Origin of the sequence: Agromyces ramosus (assembly GCF_030817175.1) — a bacterium.
Lineage (GTDB): Bacteria > Actinomycetota > Actinomycetes > Actinomycetales > Microbacteriaceae > Agromyces > Agromyces ramosus_A.
The window spans coordinates 593,682-616,725 of record NZ_JAUSYY010000001.1 but is presented as its reverse complement, the minus strand read 5'-3'; the positions used below and the strand labels follow the sequence as shown (position 1 = coordinate 616,725).

The window sequence follows — 23,044 nt, the reverse complement described above, 5'->3', positions numbered from 1 at the left end:
GCGGGTCGGGCAACGACCTTTTTGGTTCTCGGATGCCGCGGCCTCACGTCACGACCGGCACTCCGTCGGGCATGGCCGTGTCGCGCACCGCGGTGATCGCGGTGAGTGTCGAGTGCCCGTCGAGGAGCAGTGCCGCGTCGCTGCGGGGATCGTGTTCGCCCGTGAGGTCGGCGACCGTGAGTCGCATCTCGCCCTCGCCGCGTTCGGTGGCGGTCGTCTGCACGATACCGAAGACGGCGAGCGTCGCCTCGCGCGGCGATGTCGCCTCGGCCACGTTGGGCACGTTCAGGTTGAGCACCGTGCCGGCGGGCGCGGCGATCAGGGAGGCGAGCACGCCGCGGGCGACGGTCGCGGCGGCATCCCAGTGGCAGACGTCGGGATGCATGCCGACATCGAGTGACACCGCGAGGCCGCGTGCACCATTGGAGCCGGCGGTGAGCGCGGCGCCGACCGTGCCGGAGTGCAGCACCGCGCGGCCGATGTTGGCACCGCGGTTCACCCCCGAGAGCACCGCGTGCGGCGGCTCCCCGAACGCGCCGTGCGCAGCGATCAGCGCGATGAGCGCGGGTGCCGCGTGAACGGCATAGCAGGGCATCGTGAGCCCGGCGATCTCACGGGGTTCCATGTGGATCCGCCCGTCGGCCTCGGCGCCGAGGATCGACGCGCTGCTGCCGCTCGACTGGGTCGCGGGCGCGGCGACCACGACGTCGAGCCCCTCCGCGACCGCCGCGGTCGCGAGGGCATGCAAGCCGGGCGAGTCGATCCCGTCGTCGTTGGTGATGAGCACCGTGGTCATGCGCCGTCCACCTGCACCTTCGTCGCGAGCTCGTCGAGTGAGTCGAGCGACCCTTCACCGGCCTCGATCGGAGCGATCGCGACCTGTTCGCTGAGGCGGCGGATCGCCTCGGCATCGCCGGTGCCGAGTCCGTGCCTCGTGACGTTGAGCGCTCCGGCCGCCGCGCCGAGGCGCACGGCGTCGTGGAGGCTGTCGCCGGCGGCGAGGGATGCCGCGATCGCGGCCGTCAGCGAATCGCCGGCGCCCCTCGTGTCGACCTCTTCCATCACGGGTACCTGCACGGTCGCCGCGGTGGCCCCGTCGAGCACGAGCGAGGCGTGGCCCGCCCGTGTCACGACGACGCTCTCCGCGCCGGCCCCCCGGAGTCGTTCTGCCGCGGCGACGAGCGCGGGCACCGAGGCATCCGTCGCCTGTCCCGAGCTCGTGAGCTCGGCGTCGCTGACCTTCGCGAGCCGTACACCGCCGTCGAGTGCGGCGGCGAGGCGGCCGCCGGCGAGATCGACGACGACCGGGCGCGCTGCCGCGCGAAGGTCGGCCGCGAGGCGCCGGTAGACATCGTCGGGGAGCACTTCGTCGCCGAAGGGTCCGCTCAGGAGCACGAGGTCGGAGCCGAGCGCCTCGCGCAGGGTGAGCGCGTACAACTCGTCGAGCTCGTGGCGCGACAGCGGGTCGCCCTCCAGTTCGACGATCGGGGCGCGTTCACCGGTGCGCCGGTCGTGCACGTAGGCGGCGCCCCGTCCCTCGCGGATGACCGCATGCACGGTGATGCCGTCGTCCTCGAGCAGATGTTGCACCACGCGGCCGGACTCGCCGGTCAGCACGGAGCAGATCGAGACCGAGCAGCCGAGCGTCCGGAGCATCCGGGCCTGCCAGACTCCCTGTCCTCCGGCGTGGAGGTGCAGGTCGGTTCCGCTCGGGTCGCCTTCGAGCGTGACGGTCAGGAGCGGAGACGGCGCGAAGATCATGACATCGGGCATGGGTATCCCTCCTCGATCCGACGCTATTCGCATCGCCGCGCGCGGGCTACGGGTTCCTCTCCGGAGGCCCGAGGAATAGGATGCCGGCCCCGCCCGTGCCCGACCTCCGGCGGGCGTATGGTGGAACGGATGTCACTGCCACCGGCCACTCGTTCGATCCCGCTCACCGAACAGCATCGCTGGCGCGCGTACTGGGTCTGCGTCGCCGTGGCCGCACTGACGATCCTCGACCTCTCCAAGGTCAATGTCGGGCTGCCCTCCATCGAAGACGCCTTCGGCGCGGGATCGACCGAGCTGCAGCTCATCGTCGCGGGGTACGTGCTCACGTTCGGGCTCACGCTCGTGCCCGCGGGGCGCATCGGCGACCAGCGGTCGCGCAAGATGCTCTTCGTCGTCGGCCTCAGCCTCTTCACCCTCACGAGCCTCGTGGCGGCGCTCGCACCGACCGTCGAGGTGCTGCTCATCGCGCGGCTGCTGCAGGGGGTGGCGGCGGGCATCCAGATGCCGCAGGTGCTCGGCATCATCCAGGAGCTCTTCCACGGTGCAGAGCGCGGCAAGGCGTTCGGGCTGTTCGGCGCCACCATCGGCCTCGCAACGGCGTTCGGGCCGACGCTCGGCGGCCTGATGATCGCGATCGGCGGGCCCGAAGACGGCTGGCGCGGAATCTTCTGGATGAACGTGCCGCTCGCGCTCGCCGCCATCGCGCTCGCCGTCTGGCTCCTGCCCGAGACGAGGCATCCGTCGGGTAAGCCGCTCTCGCTCGACCCCGTGGGCCTCGGGCTCTTCGGGGTGACCGTGGTGTCGCTGATGTGGCCGTTCCTGTTCACGACGGGTTCGCCCGACGACAACCCCGCGAGGTGGTGGGTCCTCGTCGTGTTCGTGCTCGCGTTCACCGCGTTCATCGCCTGGGAGCGGCGGTATGCGGCCTCGGGGCGGCATCCGCTCGTGCCGCTCGCGCTCTTCGGCGTGGGCTCCTACCGCAACGGCACCGCGCTCGCGAGCGTGTACTTCGCGGCGATGCCGTCGATGTTCCTGCTCACGACGCTGTACCTCCAGCACGGGCTCGGCCTCGAGGCGGTCTTCGCGGGCATGGTCGGCATCGGCTTCGCGCTCATGAGCGCCGTGGGCTCGTGGGTCGGCGGCAACCTCGTGAACCGCATCGGGCGGCCGCTCGTCGTGTGGGGACTCGTGATCCTCCTCGTCGGCATCGGCCTGCTCGTGCTCTTCGCCTTCGTGACCCCGCCCGAGGTGACGCCCTGGGCCATGGCGGGCGCGATGACGATCGGCGGCGTGGGCGGCGGCCTCATCATCTCGCCGAACCAGACGCTCACGCTCATGGACATCCCCGTGAAGCAGGGCGGCCTCGCTGGCTCCGTGGGGCAGCTCGGCCAGCGCATTGGCACGGCCATCGGCACCGCCGTGACGCTGTCACTGTTCTACTCGACGATCTTCCGGGAGTCGGCCTCGGGCGAGCCCGACCTGGCGGTGTACCACGACGCCTACGGGTTCGGCATGCTCGCGGTCGCGATCTTCGTCGCGGTCGCGTTCGCGATCGGCGTCGCCGACCTCGCCGCCCGCCGTCGCGAGCGGAGCGCGCTCGGCGGACCGGAGCTCGCGGAGGCGTGACTCGAGCGGCGTGTCACTTCGGGCGCCACTGACCGCCCCGCGACGAGCTGGCGCCAGCGTCACCGGATCGCGAGGATGCGGGCCCGCTCCGGCTTCTCGTAGTGCTCGATCGCGGCGCGCAGCGCCACCCGGGGCATGGTCGCCGCATGCTCCTCGACGAACGCGGTGAGTCGCGGGCGGTCGAGGTCGCCGGCCGCGCGCAGCACCCAGCCGAGCGCCTTCTGCACGAGCGGCTCGGGATCGTCGACGAGCGTGTCGGCGAGACGATACGCGTCGTCGAGCTCGCCGAGCCGCAGGAAGGCGAAGCTCGCGACGAGCGCGGTGCGCCGTTCCGGCCAGAATCCGGATGCCGCGAGGCGCGCGAGCGGCGAGCGGTCGCGCGCGACGAGGTACGCGCCGACGACGTCGCGGGCGGCGAGGTCGACGAGGTCCCACTGGTCGATGCGGTCGTGACGCCGGAGGTAGAGCTCGTAGAGCTCGGTGCGGCGTTCGCCCGTCGTCGTGCGGCGCGCCGCCGACTTGCCCATGATGCTGCACGCGAGCGCCCGTACCTCGTGGGTCGGCTGCTGAAGGAGCTGCTCGAGTTCCGCGGCAGGCAGGTCCAGCGCGGTCTTGGCCAGGTCGAACACGGCGCCCATGCGCACGCCGATGAACGGTGCATCCGGATCGGGTGCGAAGTACCTCGTGTACTTGTCGCGCTCCGCCGCGGTCGCCATGCCCTCGAGCGCAGTGATGAGCGCCGGGGCATCCGTCGGCGCGTGCATCAGGCGGCGAGGGTCGTTGCAGGGGTGAGGAGCACGGCGAGTTCGCCCGCCGACAGCTCGCGTCCGAAGGCGGGGTGTCCGGGCTCGAGCGCGCGGCCGTGGCGGAGCGCACCGCCGTCGACGGGGTCGAAGCCGATCGCGTCGATGATCGCGGCGACGACGGCTCGAGCTGCGTCATCGTCGCCGACGACCGCGAGTGCGCGGCGCAGCGGCGAGCCGGGGGACATGCTGTCGTCTTCCATCTCGTGGTAGCCGAGGTGGTTCAGTGACTTCACGAGCCGTGCACGGGGATTGCGGGCGGCGTTGATCTCACTCGTGGTACGCGGATCGGCATCGATCTCGGCGATGTTGCCGTCGACGGCGGGCCAGTAGTTCATGGCGTCGACGACCAACCGGCCGTCGAACGACTCCCACGGCAGTGTGCCCGCCTTGCTGAAGGGGATCGCCAGGACGATGACGTCGGCCGCCGCGACGAGCTCGGCCGGCGTCGCGACGCGGGCGCCGGGGGCCACGACGCTGACGAGGAGGTCGAGTGCGGTCTGGCGGGGCGATCCCGAGATGAGCACTTCGTGACCGGATGCCACGAGCAGGCGGGCGAGCGCAGTGCCCACCTTGCCCGCTCCGAAGATCCCCACCACCGGCCGCTCGGTCACCGTTCCAGCCCCCATTCGTCGGGTATGCCCGATTCGATACGTTCTCATCTTCCCAAAACGCGGAACGCGATGCGGGCATTCCCGTCGTGCGGGCGCGGGAATAGTCTCGGCAGCGTGGGGGTTCTCAGCCTGCATGCATGCGCATGAGATCGCGAACGAGGGAGCAACGGATGCCTGAGCGGTACGAGTTCGGAGTCGACACGTTCGGCGACGTGACGATGGGTCCCGACGGCACACCCCTGCCGCATGGCCAGGTGCTCCGCAACGTCGTCGAGGAGGCGGTGCTCGCCGACCGCCTCGGGCTCGACTTCTTCGGCATCGGCGAACACCACCGGCACGAGTTCGCGGTCTCCGCACCCGAGGTCGTGCTCGGCACCATCGCGGGGCGCACCGAGCGCATCCACCTCGGCTCCGCGGTGACCGTGCTGAGCTCCGACGACCCGGTCCGGGTCTTCCAGCGCTTCGCGACGCTCGACGGGCTCTCCGGCGGGCGGGCCGAGGTGATCCTCGGGCGGGGCTCCTTCATCGAATCGTTCCCCCTCTTCGGCTACAACCTCGACCAGTACCAGGAGCTGTTCGAGGAGAAGCTCAACCTCTTCGCCGCGCTGCTCCCGCAGGAGCCCGTCACGTGGAGCGGCGAACTGCGCCCCCCGCTCACCGGCCAGGTCGTCTACCCGCCGGTCGAGCACGGGCGACTGAAGACCTGGGTCGGCGTGGGCGGCAGCCCCGAGTCGGTCGTGCGCGCCGCGCACTACGGCCTTCCGCTCGTGCTCGCGATCATCGGCGGCAGCCCGGCCCGCTTCGCGCCGCTCGCCGACCTCTACCGTCGCGCGCTCGCCCAGTTCGGCCACCCTCTCCAGCCGGTGGCGATCCACTCACCGGGCTTCATCGCCGACACCGACCAGGAGGCGCTCGACACGCTGTGGCCGCACTACCAGGTGATCATCGACCGCATCGGCCGCGAACGCGGTTGGGGTCCGGCCACCCGCGAGCACTTCGAGTCCGAGGCGAGCACCCACGGCGCACTGTACGCGGGCGCCCCTGAGACCGTGGCGCAGAAGATCGCGGCGGCGATGCGCTCCATCGGCGCCTCGCGCTTCGACCTGAAGTACTCGAACGGCACGCTCCCGCACGAGGCGATGATGGGCAGCATCGAGCGCTACGCCACCGAGGTCGTGCCGCGCGTGCGCGAATTGCTCGCGGCCACTGACGCGGACGACGCCGAACTCGACGCCGTGGCCTCCATCGGCCGCGACGATCGGGCGGATGCCGCGGCTGCACGGGAGCTTCCCGGAGACTGAGCGCCCGGTCGGCGGTCAGGCGGTCGCCCGCGCGCGCCGCCGCAGCACGGCCGCGCGGAACCACGGAGCATCGGGCATGCGCGCGAGGAACGTGCCCGCGATGATCGTGATGAGCACGTACGCCGCTGCGAGGGGCGCGAGCTGGGGGGCGACGCCGGCGCTGACCGCGAGCCCGGCGATCACGATCGAGAACTCGCCGCGCGGCGCGAGCGAGAAGCCGGCGCGCCACTGGCCCAGTGCGCCGACACCTGCCCGCCGAGCGGCGTAGGCGCCGGTGATGAGCTTCGTGACGATCGTGACGCCCGCCAGGGCGAGCGCGGGCACGAGCATCGAGATGAGCTCGGACCAGTCGGTCGTGAGCCCGAAGAAGACGAAGAAGATGGCCGCGAAGAGGTCGCGCAGCGGTGTGAGCACCTGGCTCGCATTCGTCGCGACTCTGCCCGACAGGGCGATGCCGACGAGGAACGCCCCGACCGCCGCGGAGACGCTCACCTCGGCGGCGAGCCCGGCCACGAGCATCGTGAGCCCGAGCACGCCGAGCAGCAGCGGCTCGTGCTCGTCCGCGGGGAAGAGCCGCGACACGATGTGGCCGTGGCGGAGCGCGACGTACAGGATGAGCGTGACGACCGCGACGGCGACCGCCACCGAGATCGCACCCTGCATGAGGCTGACCCCCACCACGATCGCCGACAGCACGGGCAGGTAGAAGGCCATCGCGAGGTCTTCGATCACGAGCACGGCGAGGATCGCCGGGGTCTCGCGGTTGGAGAGGCGGCCGAGGTCGCGGAGGAGCTTCGCGATCACGCCCGACGACGACACCCACGTGACGCCCGCGAGGGCGACGGCGGCGACCGGACCCCAGCCGAGGAGCAGGGCGAGCGCGGCGCCCGGCAGCGCGTTCAGCGCCGCATCGACGAGCCCGGCACTGCGGGCGGAGCGGAGGCTGCCGACGAGCTCGGGCGCCGTGTATTCGAGGCCGAGCAGCACGAGCAGGAGGATGACGCCGATCTCCGCGCTCGTCTGGAAGAACTCCTCGCTCGCGTCGAGCGGCACGAACCCGCCGTTGCCGAAGGCGAGCCCGAGCACGAGGTAGAACGGGATGGGCGAGATGCCGGTGGCGAGGGCGAGGCGCCCGAGCAGGCTCATGCCGAGAAGCAGCGCGCCGACTTCGATGAGGAGCAGCGTGGTCTCGTGCATGGCGGCCGCTTAACCGGGGCCGTTGGAGAGCAGGCGTGCTACTCCGTCGAGTCCTTCACGGGTACCGACGCCGACGATGACGTCGCCCGCGCGCAGCGGTTCGGCTGGCGTGGGGGAGGGGATGATGGCGCCGTCGCGCACGATTGCGACGATCGACGCGTGGGTGCGCGTCCGGGCCTTCGTGGCTCCGAGCGTGCGATTGAGGTAGGGCGAGTCGGTCGGCAGTGCGATCTGCTCGGTGTAGAGCCCCGCGGTCTCGTCGCTGAGGCTCGTGAGGCGGCTGAGCATGACGGACGCGCCGAGCACATCGGCAAGGGCGGCGGCCTCGTCGTCGTTCAGCGGGATCGAGTCGCGGCAGGCGTCGGGATCGTCCATGTCGAAGATGCCGAGGTCGCGCTCGCCGTCGCGGTGGGACACCACGCTGATGCGGCGGCCGCCTTCGGTGACGAGATCATGGCGGATGCCGATGCCAGGAAGGTCGACCTTCTCGATGTGAATACCCACATCGGCTATCGTAACCCCGCTGTGGGGTGCTGGCGCCTCCGCGCTCAGCGTTGCGGATCTGCGGTCGTGCGCATGACGAGCACGGGGGTGCCGGCGTCGTCACCTGTCGCGAATCGCACCTGCACGCGACCGAGGTCGGCGAGCGAGTGCGCGTGCGTTCCGCCGCACGGGATGCGAGCCGTACCGCCGGGCAGCTCGCACACCCAGTGGCGCCGGTCGGTGAGCCCGTCGCCGTCGCGGTCGATCTGCACGGCGGCCCCCGAGGCCGCCCACTCGGCGAGCACGGCCTCGACGGTGCCCGTGAGATCCTCGAGCGCGTCGGCGGCGACGGCGGTGGTATCGAACCCCGACCGGCGCAGCGACTTGTTGAGGCGATAGGTGTCGACCGAGCCGTTCGGTTCGATGCGGCTCGTGGCGATCGCGATGCCGTCGAAGTCGGGGTCGCCGAGTGCATCGGTGCGCGCGGGCTTCGACCAACTGCCTGCGAGGGCGCGATTCAGGGCGAGGGATGCCACGTGGCACGCCGTGTGGCCGATCGAGAGGGCGTCCCGCACCGAGGCATCCGCCTCGATCTCGACCTCGTCGCCTTCGGCGACGGAAGCATCGGCGTCGACGAGGTGCGCGACGAGGAATGCCCAGCCCTCGGTGCCCTTGCGCACCGGGATGTCGCCGCCCAGGTGCAGTTCGACGCCGTCGGTCGCCGCCACGACGGCGTCGCGGATCGGCAGCTCGGAGCCGTTCGCACGCATGACGCCCGCGTCGGCCGGCTGGTCGGGCCACGCCGCGTCGACCGGGTGGAAGCTCGTGACGTCGGTGACGATCGCGAGGCGATCGCCGCCGGCGGGTGCGACATGGAGTACCACGGCGGTCGTCGCGAGCGCACCATCGGGATAGGTGACGCGCGTGTCGCGCGTGGGCAGGGTCATCGCGGCGATCAGACGCCGTCGCCGCGACCGAGGAGGTTCACGGGGATCGCGACGGCCAGGGACACCGAGAGGATGCCGCCGAAGAACACTGCGGCCTGCAGCCCGGCGACCTCGGGTGCGATGCTCATGATCCACATGCCGAAGACGAAGAGTCCCATGGCGATGAGGAAAGCGATGACGTTCACGACGACCTCCAGAGTGCGCGGGCGGCCCTTCGCCGCTCGGCCAGTCTAGCGACGGGCGAGGCTCAGGCTTCGAGCGGTCCGAGCCACGCGGTCGCCACGGTCGAGTGCGCCGACTCGTCGTCGGAGGGGTGGAAGATGCCCGCGAGCACATCGCGGTAGAGCCGGCCGAGCTCGGAGCCCGCGAAGTAGGTCGAGCCGCCCGAGACCCGCACCGCCTGGTCGACGACGTGCTTCGCCGTCTCGGTCGCGCGGACCTTCACGCCCACGAGCTTGGCGAACCACAGGGCGCCGTGATCGACGAGATCGTCGAGGTCGCGGGCGATGGCCGTGAGCTGCGGTTCGATGGCGTCGTGGGCGAGCGCGGCATCCGCGATGCGCCAGCGGATGTCGGGATCTTGGGCGAGGGGCCGGCCGTCGTGCTTCATCGACGTGCGACGGTGCGCTGCCGCGACCGCGAGGTCGAGGGCGCGGGCGCCGACGCCCGCGTAGACCGAGGCGAGGAGCAGCTCGAAGCTCGCGAAGATGCCGAAGATGAGCGGGTCGGCGTTGGGTCCGGGGTCGAGGCGCCGCACGACGCGGTCGTCGGCGGCGAACGCCCCGTCGAGCACCGTCGTGCGGCTCTGGCTCGCCCGCATGCCCATCGTGTCCCAGTCGTCGAGGGTGCGCACGTCGGGGTCGTCGCGGTCGATGAAGCCGTAGACGATCTTCGGCGCATCGGGCGATGTGGTGTCGAGGCCCATGGTGCCGAGCCGGGTCCACGCGGGCGAGAGCGAGGTGAAGATCTTGCGCCCGGTTGTAGCGATAGCCGCCGCCGGCTTGCGGTTCGGCGACCGTGCGGGAGCCGAACAGCATGAGGTCGTTGCCGGCCTCGCTGATGCCGAATCCGAAGATCTCGCCGTCGGCGGCCTCGCGCAGCACGAACTCGAGCGAGTGGTCGCCCCGATCGCGGAGGATCTTCGCGACGCCGGTCCATACGAGGTGCATGTTGACCGCGAGCGCCGTGGCGGGCGCCGCACCGGCGAGTCGCATCTGGGCGCGCACCGCGTCGGCGAAGGTCCAGCCGAGACCGCCGAGCTCAGTGGGCACGAGCGCGGTGAGGTACCCGGCCTCGCGCAGCTCGACGAGGTCCTCGACGAAGAAGGCGTTGTCTCGGTCGTAGCGGCCGGCGCGTTCGCGGAAGCGTTCGAGGAGGTCGTCGGGCAACAGGATCTCGGGCGTCGCGCTCACGCCGCCAGACTACAACTCGGGCGTGCCGCCCGACGAGGGCGGGCGGGGTGCGTCAGTCTCGCTCGTCGCCGCGGTCGTGGTCGGCGCCGGTGCGTCGACGGTGGTCGTGTCATCCACCGACCGAGGTCGTCGCCGGCGGGTCGACGCCACCACGACCGTGATCACGATCGCCGCGATGACGAGACCGGTGAGCAGCCACGGCAGCAGCACGCCGATCGCCACGCCGAGCCAGGATGCGAATGCCAGGAGCGCGGACCAGCCCGCCACGAGTCCGCTCCAGAAGTCGTCGGGCGCAGGATCGGGCGCGACGTCTTCGGTGACGAGCTCGAGCGTCAGGGTCGAGAAGTCGACCTGGTCGACGAGCCAGTCGCGCTGCTGGGTGAGGCTGTCGAGCTCGGCCTGGCGGGTCGTCAGCTCCGACTCGATCGCGATGAGGTCGGCGATCGAGGTGGCGGTGCCGAGCAGTTGCTGCAGGCGGTCGACCGAGGCGGTGAGCGCTTCGATGCGGGCGTCGAGGTCCTGGCGTTGCTGTGTGACATCCGACGCGTTCATCGAGACCGAGTTCACCGAGCCGAGCTCGCGCAGTTCGTTGACGACGCCCTTCAGCTCGTCGGCAGGCACCCGCATCGTGAGCGAGGCGCTCGCCGGCTGCGTACCGGTGGCCGGAGTCTCGCTTCGGTTGTCGATGCGCCCGCCGGCCTGTTCGGCGATGTCGGACGCCGCTTCAGCGGACGCGATCGGGTCGTCGACGGTCACCGACATCCAACCCGTGGTGATGACGCTGCGGTCGGCGTCGGGCTCGGTGGCGTCGAGCTCGGCGCTGCCGGCCTCACCGCCCTCGGTCGGGGTCTGGCCCTGATCGCGGGGGGCTGCGGGTTCGGCGACGCCGGGCTCCATCGAGCCCGCGTGGTCGGCGCCCGCCGAGCAGCCCGCGAGCAGGAGCGCCGTGAGTGCTGCGGCCGCTGCCGCGGGTGCGAGTCGTCTCATGCGCTCACTGTATTGCCCGGCAGGATGCCGATGTCTGGGCTCCGGCTGGGAGTCGAATCACGATCGGGTTGCTGTTCGCTGTGAATCGCCGAACGGGCACAACGTTCCGGTTCAGTGGGCCGTTCATCGGGCGGATGCCGCTCGGCTCAGTCGTCGTCGGGATCGCGTCCGGTGCGCTCGCCGGTCTCGAGCGTCGCCAGTGCGGCGAGGTCGTCGGCGTCGAGCTCGAACCCGAAGACGTCGAGGTTCTCGGCGAGCCGCTCACGAGAGGACGCCTTCGGGATCACGACGTTGCCGAGCTGCACGTGCCAGCGCAGCACGACCTGCGCCGGGGTCCGGTCGTGCTTGGCGGCGAGGTCGTCGAGCAGCGGCGTGCCGAGCACGCGTCCTCGTGCGAGCGGCGACCACGCCTCGGTGCGGATGCCTCGCGCAGCATCGAACGCGCGCACCGCCGCCTGCGGCAGCCACGGATGCAGCTCGACCTGGTTGACGGCCGGCGTCACGCCGGTCTCGTCGACGATGCGCTCGACGTGGTGCGTGTGGAAGTTCGCCACGCCGATCGAGCGCACCCGCCCCTCCTGCTGCAGGCGGATCAGCGCACGCCACGTGTCGACGTAGCGGTCGGTCGACGGCACCGGCCAGTGGATCAGGTAGAGATCGAGCCGGTCGAGCCCGAGCCGGCTCATCGATGCGTCGAACGCGCGCAGGGTGGTGTCGAACCCGTTGTCGTCCATCCAGACCTTGCTCGTGATGAAGAGCTCGTCGCGGGGCGCGGGTGCGGCGCGCACGGCGTCGCCGACCTCGCGCTCGTTGCCGTAGAAGGCCGCGGTGTCGAGGTGCCGGTAGCCGATGTCGATCGCGTCGCGGCAGAGGCGGGCGGCATCCGTCGCCGGCACCTTGTAGAGGCCGAGGCCCAGCTGCGGGATGTCGGCGCCGTCGGCGAGTGACAGGCGCGGGGCGGGCGGGATCGATGACAGCACGCGAACTCCTCGCTAGCTCGGTTGCAACGGCACGGGTTCGGTGTCGGGAATCGGGCTCGCGTCGCGGCCTCGCAGGTCGGGATGCCAGCGCCGGGCGAGTGCCGGCACGAGGAAGCCCACGAACGCGATCGCCGCAGCTGCCCAGAACGCGCCCTGCGCGCCGAAGTCGTCGATGAGGAAGCCCGCGAGGGCCGAGCCGAGCGCGGCGCCGATGAGCTGCCCGGTGCCGACCCAGCCGTAGGCCTCGGCGGTGTCGGAGAACTTGACGCTCGCCGAGACGATCGCGAAGAGCACCGCGAGGGCCGGCGCGATGCCGATGCCCGCGATGAAGAGCGTGACCGAGAGCCACCAGAAGTCCATGACGAAGGCCGCGAGCGCGGTGCCCACGAAGACGATGAGCATGCGGCGCGCGGTCGACCACGGGCCGATCGGCACGTGGCCGAGGAAGAGGCCACCGCCGAGCGAGCCGATCGAGAAGATCGCGAGCACGATGCCGGCCTCGGCGCCGTCGTGCCCGAACGCCGCGACGACGCCCGCCTCGATGGCCGCGCACGCGCCGATGAGGAGGAAGCCGACGACGGTCGCGAGCAGCACCGGCGGGCGCGCGAGCACCGTGCCGAAGCGGCGCTTCGAGCGCGGGATGCGCACGCGCCCGAGCTCGGGTGACGAGATGAACCAGACGCCGCCGACGACCATGAGCACCGCGGCGAGCAGGATCGCCCAGACGGTGCCGATCTGCGTCGCCACGAACGTGGTGACCACCGGGCCCACGACCCAGATGATCTCTTGCGCCGACGCATCGAGCGAGAACAGCGGGGTGAGCTGGCGGGAGTTCACCATCTTGGGATAGATCGTGCGCACCGCGGGCTGCACGGGCGGTGTCGAGAGGCCGACGACGAAGCCGACGATCATGTAGAGAGGGACGGTCAGCGTGAGCACCCCGATCGCGACGACGCCGGTCACGCACACGACGAGCGTCGTGATCAGCACGGGGCGCATGCCGAAGCGGCCCATGAGCCGGCTCGTCATCGGACCGGCGATCGCCTGGCCGATGGAGGTGGCTGCGAGCACGAGACCCGCCGCGCCATAGCTGCCGGTCTGCTGTTCGACGTGGAGGAGGAAGGCCAGCGAGAGCATTCCCGACGGGAACCGTGCCGTCAGCTGGGCGGCGATGATGCGAGCGACGCCCGAGGTCCTGAGCAGATCGGTGTAGCTTCCCACGGTTCGCCCACTCTATCGAGGCGGATGTCGCGGGGGCATCCGCCCTACCGTCGACTCGTGCCGAGCACAACCGCCGCGACGGCGAATCGCACCCGAACCGTGACCCCCTCGGTGGGGTGGCCTCTCGGTGTCTGTATTAGTGTCTCCCGTGTCGACGATGACCGTCACCCGGTCCGATGTCGCCAGAAATCTGATCAGAGGAATCATCAAATGCGTACACGTTTCGTCGCAGTCCCGGCCCTCCTGGCCGCGTCGGCGCTCCTGCTCACCGCCTGTGTCGACAACACGTCGCCGAACGCCGGCTCCGAAGGCGAATCCACCTCGTCCGTGACGGTCGACGAGGCGGCGGTGGCCCTGCTTCCCGACGACGTCGTGGAGTCGGGCAAGCTCATCGTCGGCATCGACCCGACCTACCCGCCGAACGAGTTCAAGGACGCCGACGGCAACCCGATCGGCTGGGGCGCGGAGCTCGCCGAGGCGATCGGCGCGAAGCTCGGTCTCGAGGTCGAGTTCCAGGTGTCGAAGTTCGACAACATCATCCCGAGCGTCGTCGGCGGCAAGGCCGACATCGGCGTGTCCTCCTTCACCGACACGGTCGAGCGCGAGGAGCAGGTCGACTTCGTCAACTACTACGAGGCCGGCATCATGTGGGCCTCCGCGGCCGGCAATGAGGTCGACCCGGCCGACGCCTGCGGCCTGAAGGTCGCCGTGCAGGCCACCACCTACGAAGACACCGACGAGGTGCCCGCGAAGTCCGACGAGTGCGTCGCCGCAGGCAAGCCCGCCATCGAGAAGGTGCCCTTCGACACGCAGGATGCCGCGACCAACGCCGTGGCGCTCGGCCAGGCCGACGCGCTCAGCGCCGACTCCCCGGTCACCCTCTACGCGATCTCGCAGACCGACGGCAAGCTGCAGCCCGCGGGCGAGTCGTTCGACGTCGCGCCGTACGGCATCGCGGTCGGCAAGGACCGCGACGGTCTCACCGAGGCGATCCAGGCCGCCGTGCAGGCGCTCGTCGACGACGGCACCTACGGCGACATCCTCGACGAGTGGGGCGTCGCCGACGGCGCCATCGACGAGATCACGATCAACGCGGCGTCGAACGGCTGAGTCAGTGTCGACCTCCGCAACCGGCCGCTCGGCGGCGGGCACGAGCCCGTCGCCGGGCGGCGCCGAGCAGCATGTGCCGGTGAAGGCCGTGAAGCTGCGGCATCCGTGGCGCAACGTCTTCGCCGTCGTGCTCGTGCTGATCTTCGCGCTGTTCGTGATCGACGCGTCGCAACGCGAGGCCTACGACTGGCCCACGGTCGCGCAGTACCTGTTCGACCGGCGGGTCTCGGCGGCCGCGCTCGTCACGCTCGAGCTGACCGTGCTGTCGATGATCATCGCGATCGTGCTCGGCGTGATCCTCGCGATCATGCGGCTCTCACCGAACCCGGTCGTGAAGTCGGTCGCCTGGTTCTACCTCTGGATCTTCCGCGGCACGCCCGTGTACGTGCAGTTGGTGTTCTGGGGGCTCTTCGCGATCATCTACAAGACGATCGACGTCGGCATCCCCTTCACCGAGCCGTGGCTCTCGTTCGACACCAACGACCTGATCGGGGTGTTCTGGCTCGCCGTCATCGGCCTCTCGCTCAACGAGGCGGCGTACATGGCCGAGATCGTGCGCGCCGGCCTGCTCTCGGTCGACAAGGGACAAGACGAGGCGGCGACCGCGCTCGGCATGAGCTGGTTCCAGACCATGCGTCGCGTCATCCTGCCGCAGGCGATGCGGGTCATCATCCCGCCGACCGGCAACGAGGTGATCTCGATGCTGAAGACCACCTCGCTCGTCACCGCCATCCCGCTCACGACCGAGCTCTACAGCCGCACGCGCGACATCTCGGCCGAGACCTTCAACCCGATCCCGCTGCTCATCGTCGCGTCGATCTGGTACCTGTTCTTCACCTCGGTGCTCATGGTCGGCCAGTACTACCTCGAGAAGCGGTTCGCGCGGGGGGTCGGCGATCGTCCCGACACGGTCGCCGCGCCGCCCACTGGAGTCGTGCCGACCGTCGCCGATCCCGAGCCGCCGATCGCCTCGAAGCAGGGAGGGGACGCACGATGACCGACGTCAACGAGACCGCGGCGACCGCGGCATCCGTCGACCCCACGCCCATGGTGCTCGCCGAGGCCGTGTCGAAGAGCTTCGGATCGAACGAGGTGCTGAAGTCCATCTCGCTCGAGGTCAAGCGTGGCGAGGTGCTGTGCCTCGTCGGCCCGAGCGGTTCGGGCAAGTCCACGTTCCTGCGCTGCATCAACCACCTCGAGCGCGTGTCGTCGGGTCGTCTCTCGGTCGACGGGCAGCTCGTCGGCTACCGCGAGGCGGGCGACAAGCTCTATGAGCTGCACCCCAAGGATGCCGCCAGGCAGCGTCGTGACATCGGCATGGTGTTCCAGCGGTTCAACCTGTTTCCGCACATGACGGCGCTCGAGAACGTGATGGAGGCGCCGGTGCTCGTGAAGGGCACCTCGAAGGCGGAGGCGAAGGCTCGCGCGCTCGAGCTGCTCGACCGGGTGGGGCTCGCCGATCGGGCCGACTACTACCCGGCCCACCTCTCCGGGGGGCAGCAGCAGCGGGTGGCGATCGCCCGGGCGCTGGCCATGGATCCGAAGCTCATGCTCTTCGACGAGCCCACCTCGGCGCTCGACCCGGAGCTCGTGGGCGAGGTGCTCGACGTCATGAAGGGCCTCGCGGCGAGCGGCATGACGATGATCGTGGTGACGCACGAGATGGGCTTCGCCCGCGAGGTCGCCGACACGCTCGTCTTCATGGACGGCGGCGTCGTCGTCGAGGCCGGGGATCCACGCGAAGTGCTCGCGAACCCGCAGCACCAGCGAACCCGTGCCTTCCTCTCGAAGGTGCTCTGAAGGTCGCAACATAAGGTGTTGTTTATATAAAACGTAGCTGATATTCTCAGCACATGCACGCCTTCGACGTCCTCGGCGACCCCGTCCGCCGCCGCATCCTCGACCTGCTCGCAACGGGGGAGTCCAGCGCCGGCGAGGTCGTCGAGGTCGTCGGTCGCGAATTCGGCATCACCCAGCCCGCCGTCTCGCGACAGCTCCGCATTCTCCGGGAGGCCGGCTTCGCGAGTGTCCGGGCCGAGGGCGCCCGGCGGCTCTACTCCATCGATCCGAGCGGGCTCGACGACGCGAGCCTGCAACTCGAGCGCTACCGCTCCACGTGGACGGCGGGCCTCGCCGCCCTGCACACCGAGGTCGCGCGCGGCCGGCTGGCTCGCCGCCGTGCCGAGGGCGGCCGTGAGGAGGACCGCTCATGACGATCGACGACGGCCGCATCTCCGCGGCGGCCACGGGATTCCTGCTCGAGTTCGACGAGCTCTACGACACCGACATCGACGACCTCTGGAACGCCATCACGACCCCCGAACGACTGTCTCGCTTCATGGCGCCGTACCGGGGCGAGTTCCGGCTCGGGGGCCGCTGGGAGGCGATCGGCTCCGACGGCGGGGTGTACTGCGTGGGCGACGTCACCTCGTGCGAGCCGCCACGCGCATTCACCACCACCTGGCAGGTCGCGGATGCCCCGCCCACCGAGCTCATCGTCCGGCTCGAGTCCGACGGCGAACGCACGTGGCTGCGCCTCCGCCATGAGGGCGTCACCGATGTCGCGTACGGCCCGGGCTGGCACGCATACCTCGAGGCGCTCGCTTGGCATCTCCTCGAGCCGGCGCTCGACCTGGCCGACGGCGACGCGTGGCACCGCCGCCTCGCCGAGCTCGCGCCGGCGTACGAGGCACGCTTCGCCGCAGCACGCCGCTGAGCCCTCCCGCACGGTTGCGGAAGGGCTCAGCGCAGGGAACCCGTCAGCGCCGGAAGTGGGAGCCGAGACGGTCCCCGGCCCTCTCCATCGCCATCGGAGAGGCCTTCGCCGTGCCGTTCACCGACGAGGTCGACATCGCGTACGTGAGGATTGCGTGCGCCACGGCATCCGCCATCTCCTCGAGCACCTGCGTGTTGACGTTGGTGATGACGCCCTCGTACAGGAGTGCACCCCCATACGCCTCGTTCAGCGCTTCGTACAGGTCGGCGTCCGCGCCATCCGCGATCGGGTCCATGCTGTCGCAGGCCTGGTGGTAGCACGGGTCGTACGACACCGGTTCACCCTCGAACGTCGAGAGCCCGCCATACCACTCGACCTGCTCCGGCGTCTTGACGTCTTCCGCTCCGGTGAACAGGCCACCGGCCGGGATGCCCGCCGTGATGAACGCGTCGTAGTCGGAGCGCCCGTCGAACGCCGTCGGCTCCGACACGAGGCCCTGGGAGGCGAAGAAGTCCTCGAAGAGCGCCTCGATGTCGTCGCTGCCGCTCGGGCCCTTGATGCCGAACGCCGAGCCGTCGCCGTCGTAGACGAAGCGTGCGAAGTTCGGCGAGCCGATCATGTCGAAGTTGAGGTACAGCTCGATGTTCTTCGCCGCCCGCTTCGTGAGCGAGTCGACGTAGTACTGCGATCCCACCAGTCCGGCCTCCTCGGCGCCCCACCACGCGAAGCGGATGGTGTTGCGGGGCTCGATGCCGAGCTCGGCGATCTGGAGCGCGGTCTCGAGCAGTGTCGCCGATCCCGTGCCATTGTCCTCGATGCCAGGACCCTCCGGAACGGAGTCGAGGTGGGCGCCGGCCATCACCACGCGGTCATCGCGCCCGGTCGGCGTCTCGGCGATGAGGTTCGTCGTCGGGACGTCGAGCTCGATGAGCGTGTCGGTCACCAGGTGGATCGTGACCGTGCCGGTCGCGAGGAGGGAGGCGAGCTCATTGCCGATCTCGAACGAAGTGCCGACGACGGGGATCGGGTCGCTGAACGCGTCACCCAGCGTGGGATTGAGCGTCTCCTGTCGGCCCTCCTGCCCCTCGTTGAAGATGATCACGCCGACGGCGCCCGCATCGAAGGCGTTCGCGGCCTTGACCGAGAAGTCGCACGTGCCGCGCTGCACGAGGGCGATGTTGCCCGCGATGAAGCCGGTGAAGTCCTCAGGCTCGCAGCCGCTGGTCGACGTACTCGCGGTCGGGCCGGGCGGCAGCACGAGGTCGACCGCCTGCAACGGCGCGGTGACGTCGCCGCTGCCGGAGTACGACGCCGTGTAGAAGTCCACTCCGGGAACATAGGCCTCGGGATCAGGTGAGACGCGCTCGAAGACCGGCTCGGACAGCTCGCGGAACGAGTTGAACAGGAAGTCCTGGCGCGTGACCTCGTAGCCGGCGGCCAGGAGGGCCGCCTCGATGTAGTCGATCGACTGGTCGTACCCGTCGGTGCCGCTGGCGCGGGTGCCGCCGTTGGCATCGGCGATCTCCTGGAGCTCTGCCAGGTGATCCATGATCGCGTCGGCGGTGACCGCCTCACGCAACGCCGTCGTATCCGTCGGGATCGCGGCATAGACGGCGGTGCCGGTCAGTGCGACCAATGCCGTGGCTGCCACGACGCCGAAGCCGACTCTCTGATTTCTGTTCACGATTGCTCCCTGCGACTCTGCAAGAACCGGGAGATGTGCCGTCCGGGCGATCGGGTGGATCGCGATCGGGTGGATGCGGGACGGCACCACCGGACCTGTCAACTCTGACCCCGAGTTTTCCTCAGGTCAAGGGGTTCCGGTGTGCTTCGCGAACCGATACGGCGACATGCCGCCGCCGCTCCATCGCGTCAGCCGGCCAGCGCCTTCGCGATGCGTTGCGGCGAAACGGTCTCCGCCGTGCGCAGCTCCTGGGCGAAGAGGCCGACGCGCAACTCCTCGAGCATCCATCGGGTGCGCACGAGCTGCTCGGGCGCCTCGGGGTCGATCGGGATTCGCCCGCCTGCCGCCTCGAAGAGGGCGATCGAACCCTGGAGTTGGTTCATGGCCTGCCGATCGCGCCCCGGGTTCTCCACGAGCTTGCGAACGCGCACCGAGATCGCCTCGAGATACCGCGGGAGGTGCCGCAGCCGCTCGAGGCCGGTCGCCGAGACGAACCCCGACGGCACGAGCCCCTGCAACTGGGCACGGGCGTCGCCGAGCGCCGCCATCAGGTGCATGCTCGAGGCCGTGCTGATCGCCCGGTCGGCGTCGCGCGAGGCCTTCACGATGCGGGCGACGAGCGAGACCGTCTCGAACATCCGCTCCATGATTCCCGCGGCGATCGCGTCGCGCACCGTGTCGAACTCGGCGCGGGTCCGCAGGAGGCCGTCGGGGTGGCGTGCCCGCAGCTCGGCGTCGACGCACGCGGCGAGGCAGTCGTCGAGGAGCGCCCGGGTGCCGGGGTAGGCACTCGCCGCGAGCTGCAGCTTCTCCTCGTTCGACAGGTGCTCCTGCACGTAGGCGACGGGTGAGGGCGTGGCGTTCACGAGCAGGCGACGGATGCCACGGCGCGACGCCCGGTCGCGTTCCTCCGCGGTCGCGACGAGTCGCAGCGCGACCGACGCCCCGTCGTCGACGAGCGCCGGATAGGCGCGGATGACGTTGCCCGCCTGCCGGGTGTCGAGGTGGGCGGGGATCTCGTCCCATTCCCACGCGGTGACCCCGGTGCGCTCGGTGAAGCCGGCGGCTCGCGCCTCGCTCGCGGTGGGCGCCCGCGTCGCGTCGCCGGTCGTCGCCGTCGCCGTGGTTGCGGACGACCCGCCCACGGCCTTCGCGACGGCAGCCCGGGTCTGGCCGGCGAGCCGTGACTGCAGCTCGCCGAGCACTTTCGACGTGCCCAGCGTGCGGCCGCGCTCGTCGACCGCGCGGAACGTCATCCTGAGGTGCGCGGGCACCCGCTCGAGGTCGAAGTCGCCGGGGTCGACGGGCGTGAACGTGAGGCGGCGGATCGCCTGGCTCACGACGGCCGCGAACGGCTCGCGTTCGGCACCGGCTTCGGGACCGTCGGGCAGCTCGGCGGCGATCCTGCCGGCCCACTCGGCGGCCGGTACGACCTGTCGGCGGAGCACCTTCGGCAGGGTGCGCAGCATCGCGGTGATGAGCTCGTCGCGCAGGCCGGGCACCTGCCAGTCGAAGCCGGATGCGGTGAGGCGGGGCAGCAGCACGAGCGGCACGATCACGGTCACGCCGTCGTCGTCGGCGCCCGGTTCGAACCGGTAGGCGAGCGTGAGGGTCTGGTCGCCCTGCCTCCAACGGTCGGGGAAGCCGTCGTCACGGTCGACCGCGGCGTCCTCGGCGACGACGTCGGCGGCTGCCATCGTGAAGAGCTCGGGGCGGGTGCGCTGTTCGTCGCGCCACCAGCGTTCGAATGCGCGCGTGTCCGCGACATCCGAGGGCACCCGCGATTCGTAGAACGCGACGACGACCTCGTCGCCGGCGAGGAGGTCGCGGCGGCGTGTGCGCTCCTCGACTTCGCCGAGCTCCCGCCGCAGTTCGCGGTTCTTGCGGAGGAACGCGAAGAGCCGCTTGTCGAGGCGGCTCGTGTCCCAGTCCTCCTCGACGAGGGCGTGCCGGATGAACAGCTCGCGAGCGAGCGCCGGGTCGACGCGAGCGAGCTGGATGCGCCGCTTCGCCACGATCGGCACGCCGAAGAGGGTCACCTTCTCGTCGGCGACGGCGGCGCCCTGGCGACGCTCCCACCGCGGCTCGCTGTAGCTGCGCTTCGCGAGCGGCCCGGCGAGCTGCTCGGCCCACGCGGGATCGATCGCCGCGTTCGTCCGGGCGAAGAGCCGGCTCGTCTCCACGAGCTCGGCGCTCATGAGCGCGGCGGGCGGCTTCTTCGCGAGCGCCGATCCGGGGAACACGACGAACCGGGTGTTGCGGGCGCCCACGAACTCCGCTTGCTGCCGGCGGCCCTTGCGCTCGGCTTCGCGCGCCGTGCCCGCTCCGCCGCGGCCGCTCGAGGTCTTCGTATCGTCGCGCAGGCCGATCTGCGAGAGCAGTCCCGCGAGCAGCGCGCGGTGGATGCCGTCGGGATCGACCCTCGGCTCGTTGAGGTGCAGCCCGAGGGGCTTGGCGAGCCGCACGAGCTGGCGGTAGAGGTCCTGCCACTCTCGTACCCGCAGGTAGTTCAGGAACTCGGCCTTGCACATCCGCCGGAACGCGCTGCCCGACAGCTGGCGCTGCTGCTCCTCGAGGTGGTTCCAGAGGTTCAGGAGGCTGAGGAAGTCGCTCGTGGGGTCGACGAAGCGGGCGTGGAAGCCGTCGGCCTGCTCGCGCTTGTCGAGCGGCCGTTCTCGCGGATCCTGCACCGTGAGTCCGGCGACGATCGCGAGCACCTCCCTCGAGACGGCCTGGGCCTTCGACTCGAGCACCATGCGCGCGAAGCGCGGCTCGATCGGGAGCCTCGCGAGCTGACGGCCGATGCGGGTCAGCTGCGGCCCGTCGCCCCGGGCCCCGTCGTCGAGTGCGCCGAGCTCGCGGAGCAGTTCGAGGCCGTCGCGGATGCCCCGGCTGTCGGGCGGCGTGAGGAAGGGGAACGCCTCGATCGGCCCGAGGCCGAGCGAGGCCATCTGCAGGATGACGGCGGCGAGGTTGGTGCGCAGGATCTCGGGATCGGTGTACCCCGGGCGGCGCTCGTAGTCGTCTTCGGAGTAGAGGCGGATGGCGATGCCGTCGCTCGTGCGGCCCGACCGACCCGATCTCTGGTTGGCCGAGGCCTGCGAGATCGGCTCGATCGGCAGGCGCTGCACCTTCGAGCGCACCGAGTACCGGCTGATGCGGGCGGTACCCGCATCGACGACGTAGCGGATGCCGGGCACCGTGAGGCTCGTCTCTGCGACGTTGGTCGCGAGTACGACGCGGCGCCGCAGCCCGGCGACCTTCGACGGCTCGAAGACCCGGTGCTGGTCGGCGGCCGAGAGGCGGCCGTAGAGCGGGAGCACCTCCGTCTCGCCGGCGCCGCCGCGGCGGGTCGCATGCGCCCGCACGGCGGCTTCGGCGTCGCGGATCTCGCTCTCGCCCGAGAGGAAGACGAGCACGTCGCCGGATGACTCGCGCTCGAGTTCGTCGAGCGCATCGAGGATGCCGCGCTGCACGTCCTTGTCGTCGGCGGCCGCTCCCTCGTCGTCGCTGTCCTCGCCGCCCGCGCCGGCGCCGCCCTCGGCCACGAGCGGCCGGTAGCGGATCTCGACCGGGTACGTGCGCCCCGACACCTCGATGACGGGCGCGGGGTTGCCCGCGGCATCCGCGAAGTGCCTCGCGAAGCTCGCGGGGTCGATGGTCGCACTCGTGACGATGACCTTGAGGTCGGGGCGCCGGGGAAGGAGGCGCTTGAGGTACCCGAGCAGGAAGTCGATGTTGAGGCTGCGCTCGTGCGCCTCGTCGATGATGATCGTGTCGTACCGGCGCAGGTCGGGGTCGCGGTGGATCTCGTTGAGCAGGATGCCGTCGGTCATCACCTTGATGCGGGTCGCGTCGCTCACCTTGTCGGTGAACCGCACCTGGTATCCGACGAGGCTGCCGAGCTCGACGGAGAGCTCTTCGGAGATGCGCTCGGCGATCGTGCGGGCCGCGATGCGGCGCGGCTGGGTGTGTGCGATCGACTCGCGGCCGAGCTCGAGGCAGATCTTCGGCAGCTGGGTGGTCTTGCCCGAGCCCGTCGCTCCGGCGACGATCACGACCTGGTGGTCGCGAAGGGCGCGCGCGATCTCCTCGCGCTGGCCGGAGACCGGCAGCTCTGGGGGATAGGTGATCGCGGGAAGCACAGCCCACCATCGTATGCGGTGTTCGCGGGGCCGTGATAGAACTCA

General features: G+C 70.6%; 20 protein-coding genes and 1 pseudogene. 7 read left to right on the top strand and 14 right to left on the bottom strand.

What is annotated here, in order from left to right; all coding sequences use genetic code 11:
- Window positions 1–43: 43 nt before the first annotated feature.
- Window positions 44–796: a 5'/3'-nucleotidase SurE gene (gene surE / locus QFZ26_RS02945; RefSeq protein ID WP_307039095.1), complete on the bottom strand. Its 753-nt coding sequence runs from the start codon at window positions 794–796 to the stop codon at window positions 44–46.
- Entirely contained in the window at window positions 793–1,773 is a 981-nt protein-coding gene (locus tag QFZ26_RS02940) for a PfkB family carbohydrate kinase (RefSeq protein ID WP_307039093.1), read from the bottom strand. The genes surE and QFZ26_RS02940 overlap by 4 nt, the downstream gene beginning before the upstream one ends.
- A gap of 129 nt (window positions 1,774–1,902) precedes the next feature.
- Here QFZ26_RS02940 and QFZ26_RS02935 point away from each other — a divergent pair, with 129 nt between their 5' ends.
- On the top strand, window positions 1,903–3,399 hold the full coding sequence (locus QFZ26_RS02935; RefSeq protein WP_307039091.1) for an MFS transporter: 1,497 nt from the start codon (window positions 1,903–1,905) through the stop codon (window positions 3,397–3,399).
- Between the two features lie 59 nt (window positions 3,400–3,458).
- Here the strand turns inward: QFZ26_RS02935 and QFZ26_RS02930 are convergent, their stop codons facing one another.
- Complete coding sequence (locus QFZ26_RS02930; protein ID WP_307039089.1) at window positions 3,459–4,163, bottom strand: DNA alkylation repair protein; 705 nt, start codon at window positions 4,161–4,163, stop codon at window positions 3,459–3,461.
- Complete coding sequence (locus QFZ26_RS02925; protein WP_307039087.1) at window positions 4,163–4,816, bottom strand: NADPH-dependent F420 reductase; 654 nt, start codon at window positions 4,814–4,816, stop codon at window positions 4,163–4,165. Before QFZ26_RS02925 ends, QFZ26_RS02930 begins: the two co-directional genes overlap by 1 nt.
- Before the next feature lie 170 nt (window positions 4,817–4,986).
- On the opposite strand from QFZ26_RS02925, the gene QFZ26_RS02920 reads away from it, so the two are divergent.
- Complete coding sequence (locus tag QFZ26_RS02920; protein ID WP_307039085.1) at window positions 4,987–6,117, top strand: LLM class flavin-dependent oxidoreductase; 1,131 nt, start codon at window positions 4,987–4,989, stop codon at window positions 6,115–6,117.
- A 15-nt stretch (window positions 6,118–6,132) separates the two neighbouring features.
- Here QFZ26_RS02920 and QFZ26_RS02915 read toward each other — a convergent pair whose 3' ends face one another.
- The 8 genes and pseudogenes from QFZ26_RS02915 to QFZ26_RS02880 all read right to left on the bottom strand — a co-directional run bounded on the left by QFZ26_RS02915 (window position 6,133) and on the right by QFZ26_RS02880 (window position 13,344).
- Window positions 6,133–7,314 carry a cation:proton antiporter gene (locus QFZ26_RS02915; protein ID WP_307039083.1) on the bottom strand — a complete coding sequence of 394 codons (1,182 nt, stop codon included), beginning with the start codon at window positions 7,312–7,314 and terminating at the stop codon, window positions 6,133–6,135.
- A 9-nt stretch (window positions 7,315–7,323) separates the two neighbouring features.
- Window positions 7,324–7,818 (bottom strand): cation:proton antiporter regulatory subunit, encoded by a 495-nt coding sequence (locus QFZ26_RS02910; protein WP_307039081.1) that lies wholly within the window; start codon window positions 7,816–7,818, stop codon window positions 7,324–7,326.
- A gap of 44 nt (window positions 7,819–7,862) precedes the next feature.
- Entirely contained in the window at window positions 7,863–8,744 is an 882-nt protein-coding gene (locus QFZ26_RS02905; protein ID WP_307039079.1) for a metal-dependent hydrolase, read from the bottom strand.
- An 8-nt stretch (window positions 8,745–8,752) separates the two neighbouring features.
- Window positions 8,753–8,929, bottom strand: coding sequence for a hypothetical protein (locus QFZ26_RS02900; RefSeq protein WP_307039077.1), 177 nt, complete (start codon window positions 8,927–8,929; stop codon window positions 8,753–8,755).
- A gap of 62 nt (window positions 8,930–8,991) precedes the next feature.
- A pseudogene (locus tag QFZ26_RS02895) lies at window positions 8,992–10,156 on the bottom strand (acyl-CoA dehydrogenase family protein).
- Window positions 10,157–10,165: 9 nt separating this feature from the next.
- A complete protein-coding gene (locus tag QFZ26_RS02890; protein ID WP_307039075.1) occupies window positions 10,166–11,143 on the bottom strand; it encodes a DUF4349 domain-containing protein in 978 nt (325 codons plus the stop codon).
- Window positions 11,144–11,289: 146 nt separating this feature from the next.
- Complete coding sequence (locus QFZ26_RS02885) at window positions 11,290–12,111, bottom strand: aldo/keto reductase (protein ID WP_307044901.1); 822 nt, start codon at window positions 12,109–12,111, stop codon at window positions 11,290–11,292.
- Window positions 12,112–12,135: 24 nt separating this feature from the next.
- Window positions 12,136–13,344: an MFS transporter gene (locus QFZ26_RS02880; protein WP_307039073.1), complete on the bottom strand. Its 1,209-nt coding sequence runs from the start codon at window positions 13,342–13,344 to the stop codon at window positions 12,136–12,138.
- Between the two features lie 210 nt (window positions 13,345–13,554).
- Between QFZ26_RS02880 and QFZ26_RS02875 the strand changes: the two genes are divergently transcribed.
- The 5 genes from QFZ26_RS02875 to QFZ26_RS02855 are packed head-to-tail and all read left to right on the top strand — an operon-like array spanning window position 13,555 to window position 17,170.
- Window positions 13,555–14,454 (top strand): ABC transporter substrate-binding protein, encoded by a 900-nt coding sequence (locus QFZ26_RS02875; protein WP_307039071.1) that lies wholly within the window; start codon window positions 13,555–13,557, stop codon window positions 14,452–14,454.
- 4 nt (window positions 14,455–14,458) lie between these two features.
- Window positions 14,459–15,451: an amino acid ABC transporter permease gene (locus tag QFZ26_RS02870; protein ID WP_307039069.1), complete on the top strand. Its 993-nt coding sequence runs from the start codon at window positions 14,459–14,461 to the stop codon at window positions 15,449–15,451.
- A 50-nt stretch (window positions 15,452–15,501) separates the two neighbouring features.
- On the top strand, window positions 15,502–16,254 hold the full coding sequence (locus tag QFZ26_RS02865) for an amino acid ABC transporter ATP-binding protein (protein ID WP_307044899.1): 753 nt from the start codon (window positions 15,502–15,504) through the stop codon (window positions 16,252–16,254).
- Window positions 16,255–16,307: 53 nt separating this feature from the next.
- On the top strand, window positions 16,308–16,667 hold the full coding sequence (locus tag QFZ26_RS02860; RefSeq protein WP_307039066.1) for an ArsR/SmtB family transcription factor: 360 nt from the start codon (window positions 16,308–16,310) through the stop codon (window positions 16,665–16,667).
- A complete protein-coding gene (locus QFZ26_RS02855) occupies window positions 16,664–17,170 on the top strand; it encodes an SRPBCC domain-containing protein (RefSeq protein WP_307039064.1) in 507 nt (168 codons plus the stop codon). The genes QFZ26_RS02860 and QFZ26_RS02855 overlap by 4 nt, the downstream gene beginning before the upstream one ends.
- Before the next feature lie 43 nt (window positions 17,171–17,213).
- Here QFZ26_RS02855 and QFZ26_RS02850 read toward each other — a convergent pair whose 3' ends face one another.
- Together QFZ26_RS02850 and hrpA are read right to left on the bottom strand one after the other, a co-directional pair.
- Window positions 17,214–18,854 carry a M20/M25/M40 family metallo-hydrolase gene (locus QFZ26_RS02850; RefSeq protein ID WP_307039063.1) on the bottom strand — a complete coding sequence of 547 codons (1,641 nt, stop codon included), beginning with the start codon at window positions 18,852–18,854 and terminating at the stop codon, window positions 17,214–17,216.
- Between the two features lie 188 nt (window positions 18,855–19,042).
- Entirely contained in the window at window positions 19,043–22,999 is a 3,957-nt protein-coding gene (hrpA, locus tag QFZ26_RS02845) for an ATP-dependent RNA helicase HrpA (RefSeq protein ID WP_307039061.1), read from the bottom strand.
- Window positions 23,000–23,044 lie beyond the last annotated feature (45 nt).

Coding starts and splice junctions, on each gene's coding strand:
- surE (WP_307039095.1), bottom strand. CDS start 796: ATGACCACGGTGCTCATCACCAACGACGACGGGATCGACTCGCCCGGC.
- QFZ26_RS02940 (WP_307039093.1), bottom strand. CDS start 1,773: ATGCCCGATGTCATGATCTTCGCGCCGTCTCCGCTCCTGACCGTCACG.
- QFZ26_RS02935 (WP_307039091.1), top strand. CDS start 1,903: ATGTCACTGCCACCGGCCACTCGTTCGATCCCGCTCACCGAACAGCAT.
- QFZ26_RS02930 (WP_307039089.1), bottom strand. CDS start 4,163: ATGCACGCGCCGACGGATGCCCCGGCGCTCATCACTGCGCTCGAGGGC.
- QFZ26_RS02920 (WP_307039085.1), top strand. CDS start 4,987: ATGCCTGAGCGGTACGAGTTCGGAGTCGACACGTTCGGCGACGTGACG.
- QFZ26_RS02915 (WP_307039083.1), bottom strand. CDS start 7,314: ATGCACGAGACCACGCTGCTCCTCATCGAAGTCGGCGCGCTGCTTCTC.
- QFZ26_RS02905 (WP_307039079.1), bottom strand. CDS start 8,744: ATGACCCTGCCCACGCGCGACACGCGCGTCACCTATCCCGATGGTGCG.
- QFZ26_RS02890 (WP_307039075.1), bottom strand. CDS start 11,143: ATGAGACGACTCGCACCCGCGGCAGCGGCCGCAGCACTCACGGCGCTC.
- QFZ26_RS02875 (WP_307039071.1), top strand. CDS start 13,555: ATGCGTACACGTTTCGTCGCAGTCCCGGCCCTCCTGGCCGCGTCGGCG.
- QFZ26_RS02865 (WP_307044899.1), top strand. CDS start 15,502: ATGGTGCTCGCCGAGGCCGTGTCGAAGAGCTTCGGATCGAACGAGGTG.
- QFZ26_RS02860 (WP_307039066.1), top strand. CDS start 16,308: ATGCACGCCTTCGACGTCCTCGGCGACCCCGTCCGCCGCCGCATCCTC.
- QFZ26_RS02855 (WP_307039064.1), top strand. CDS start 16,664: ATGACGATCGACGACGGCCGCATCTCCGCGGCGGCCACGGGATTCCTG.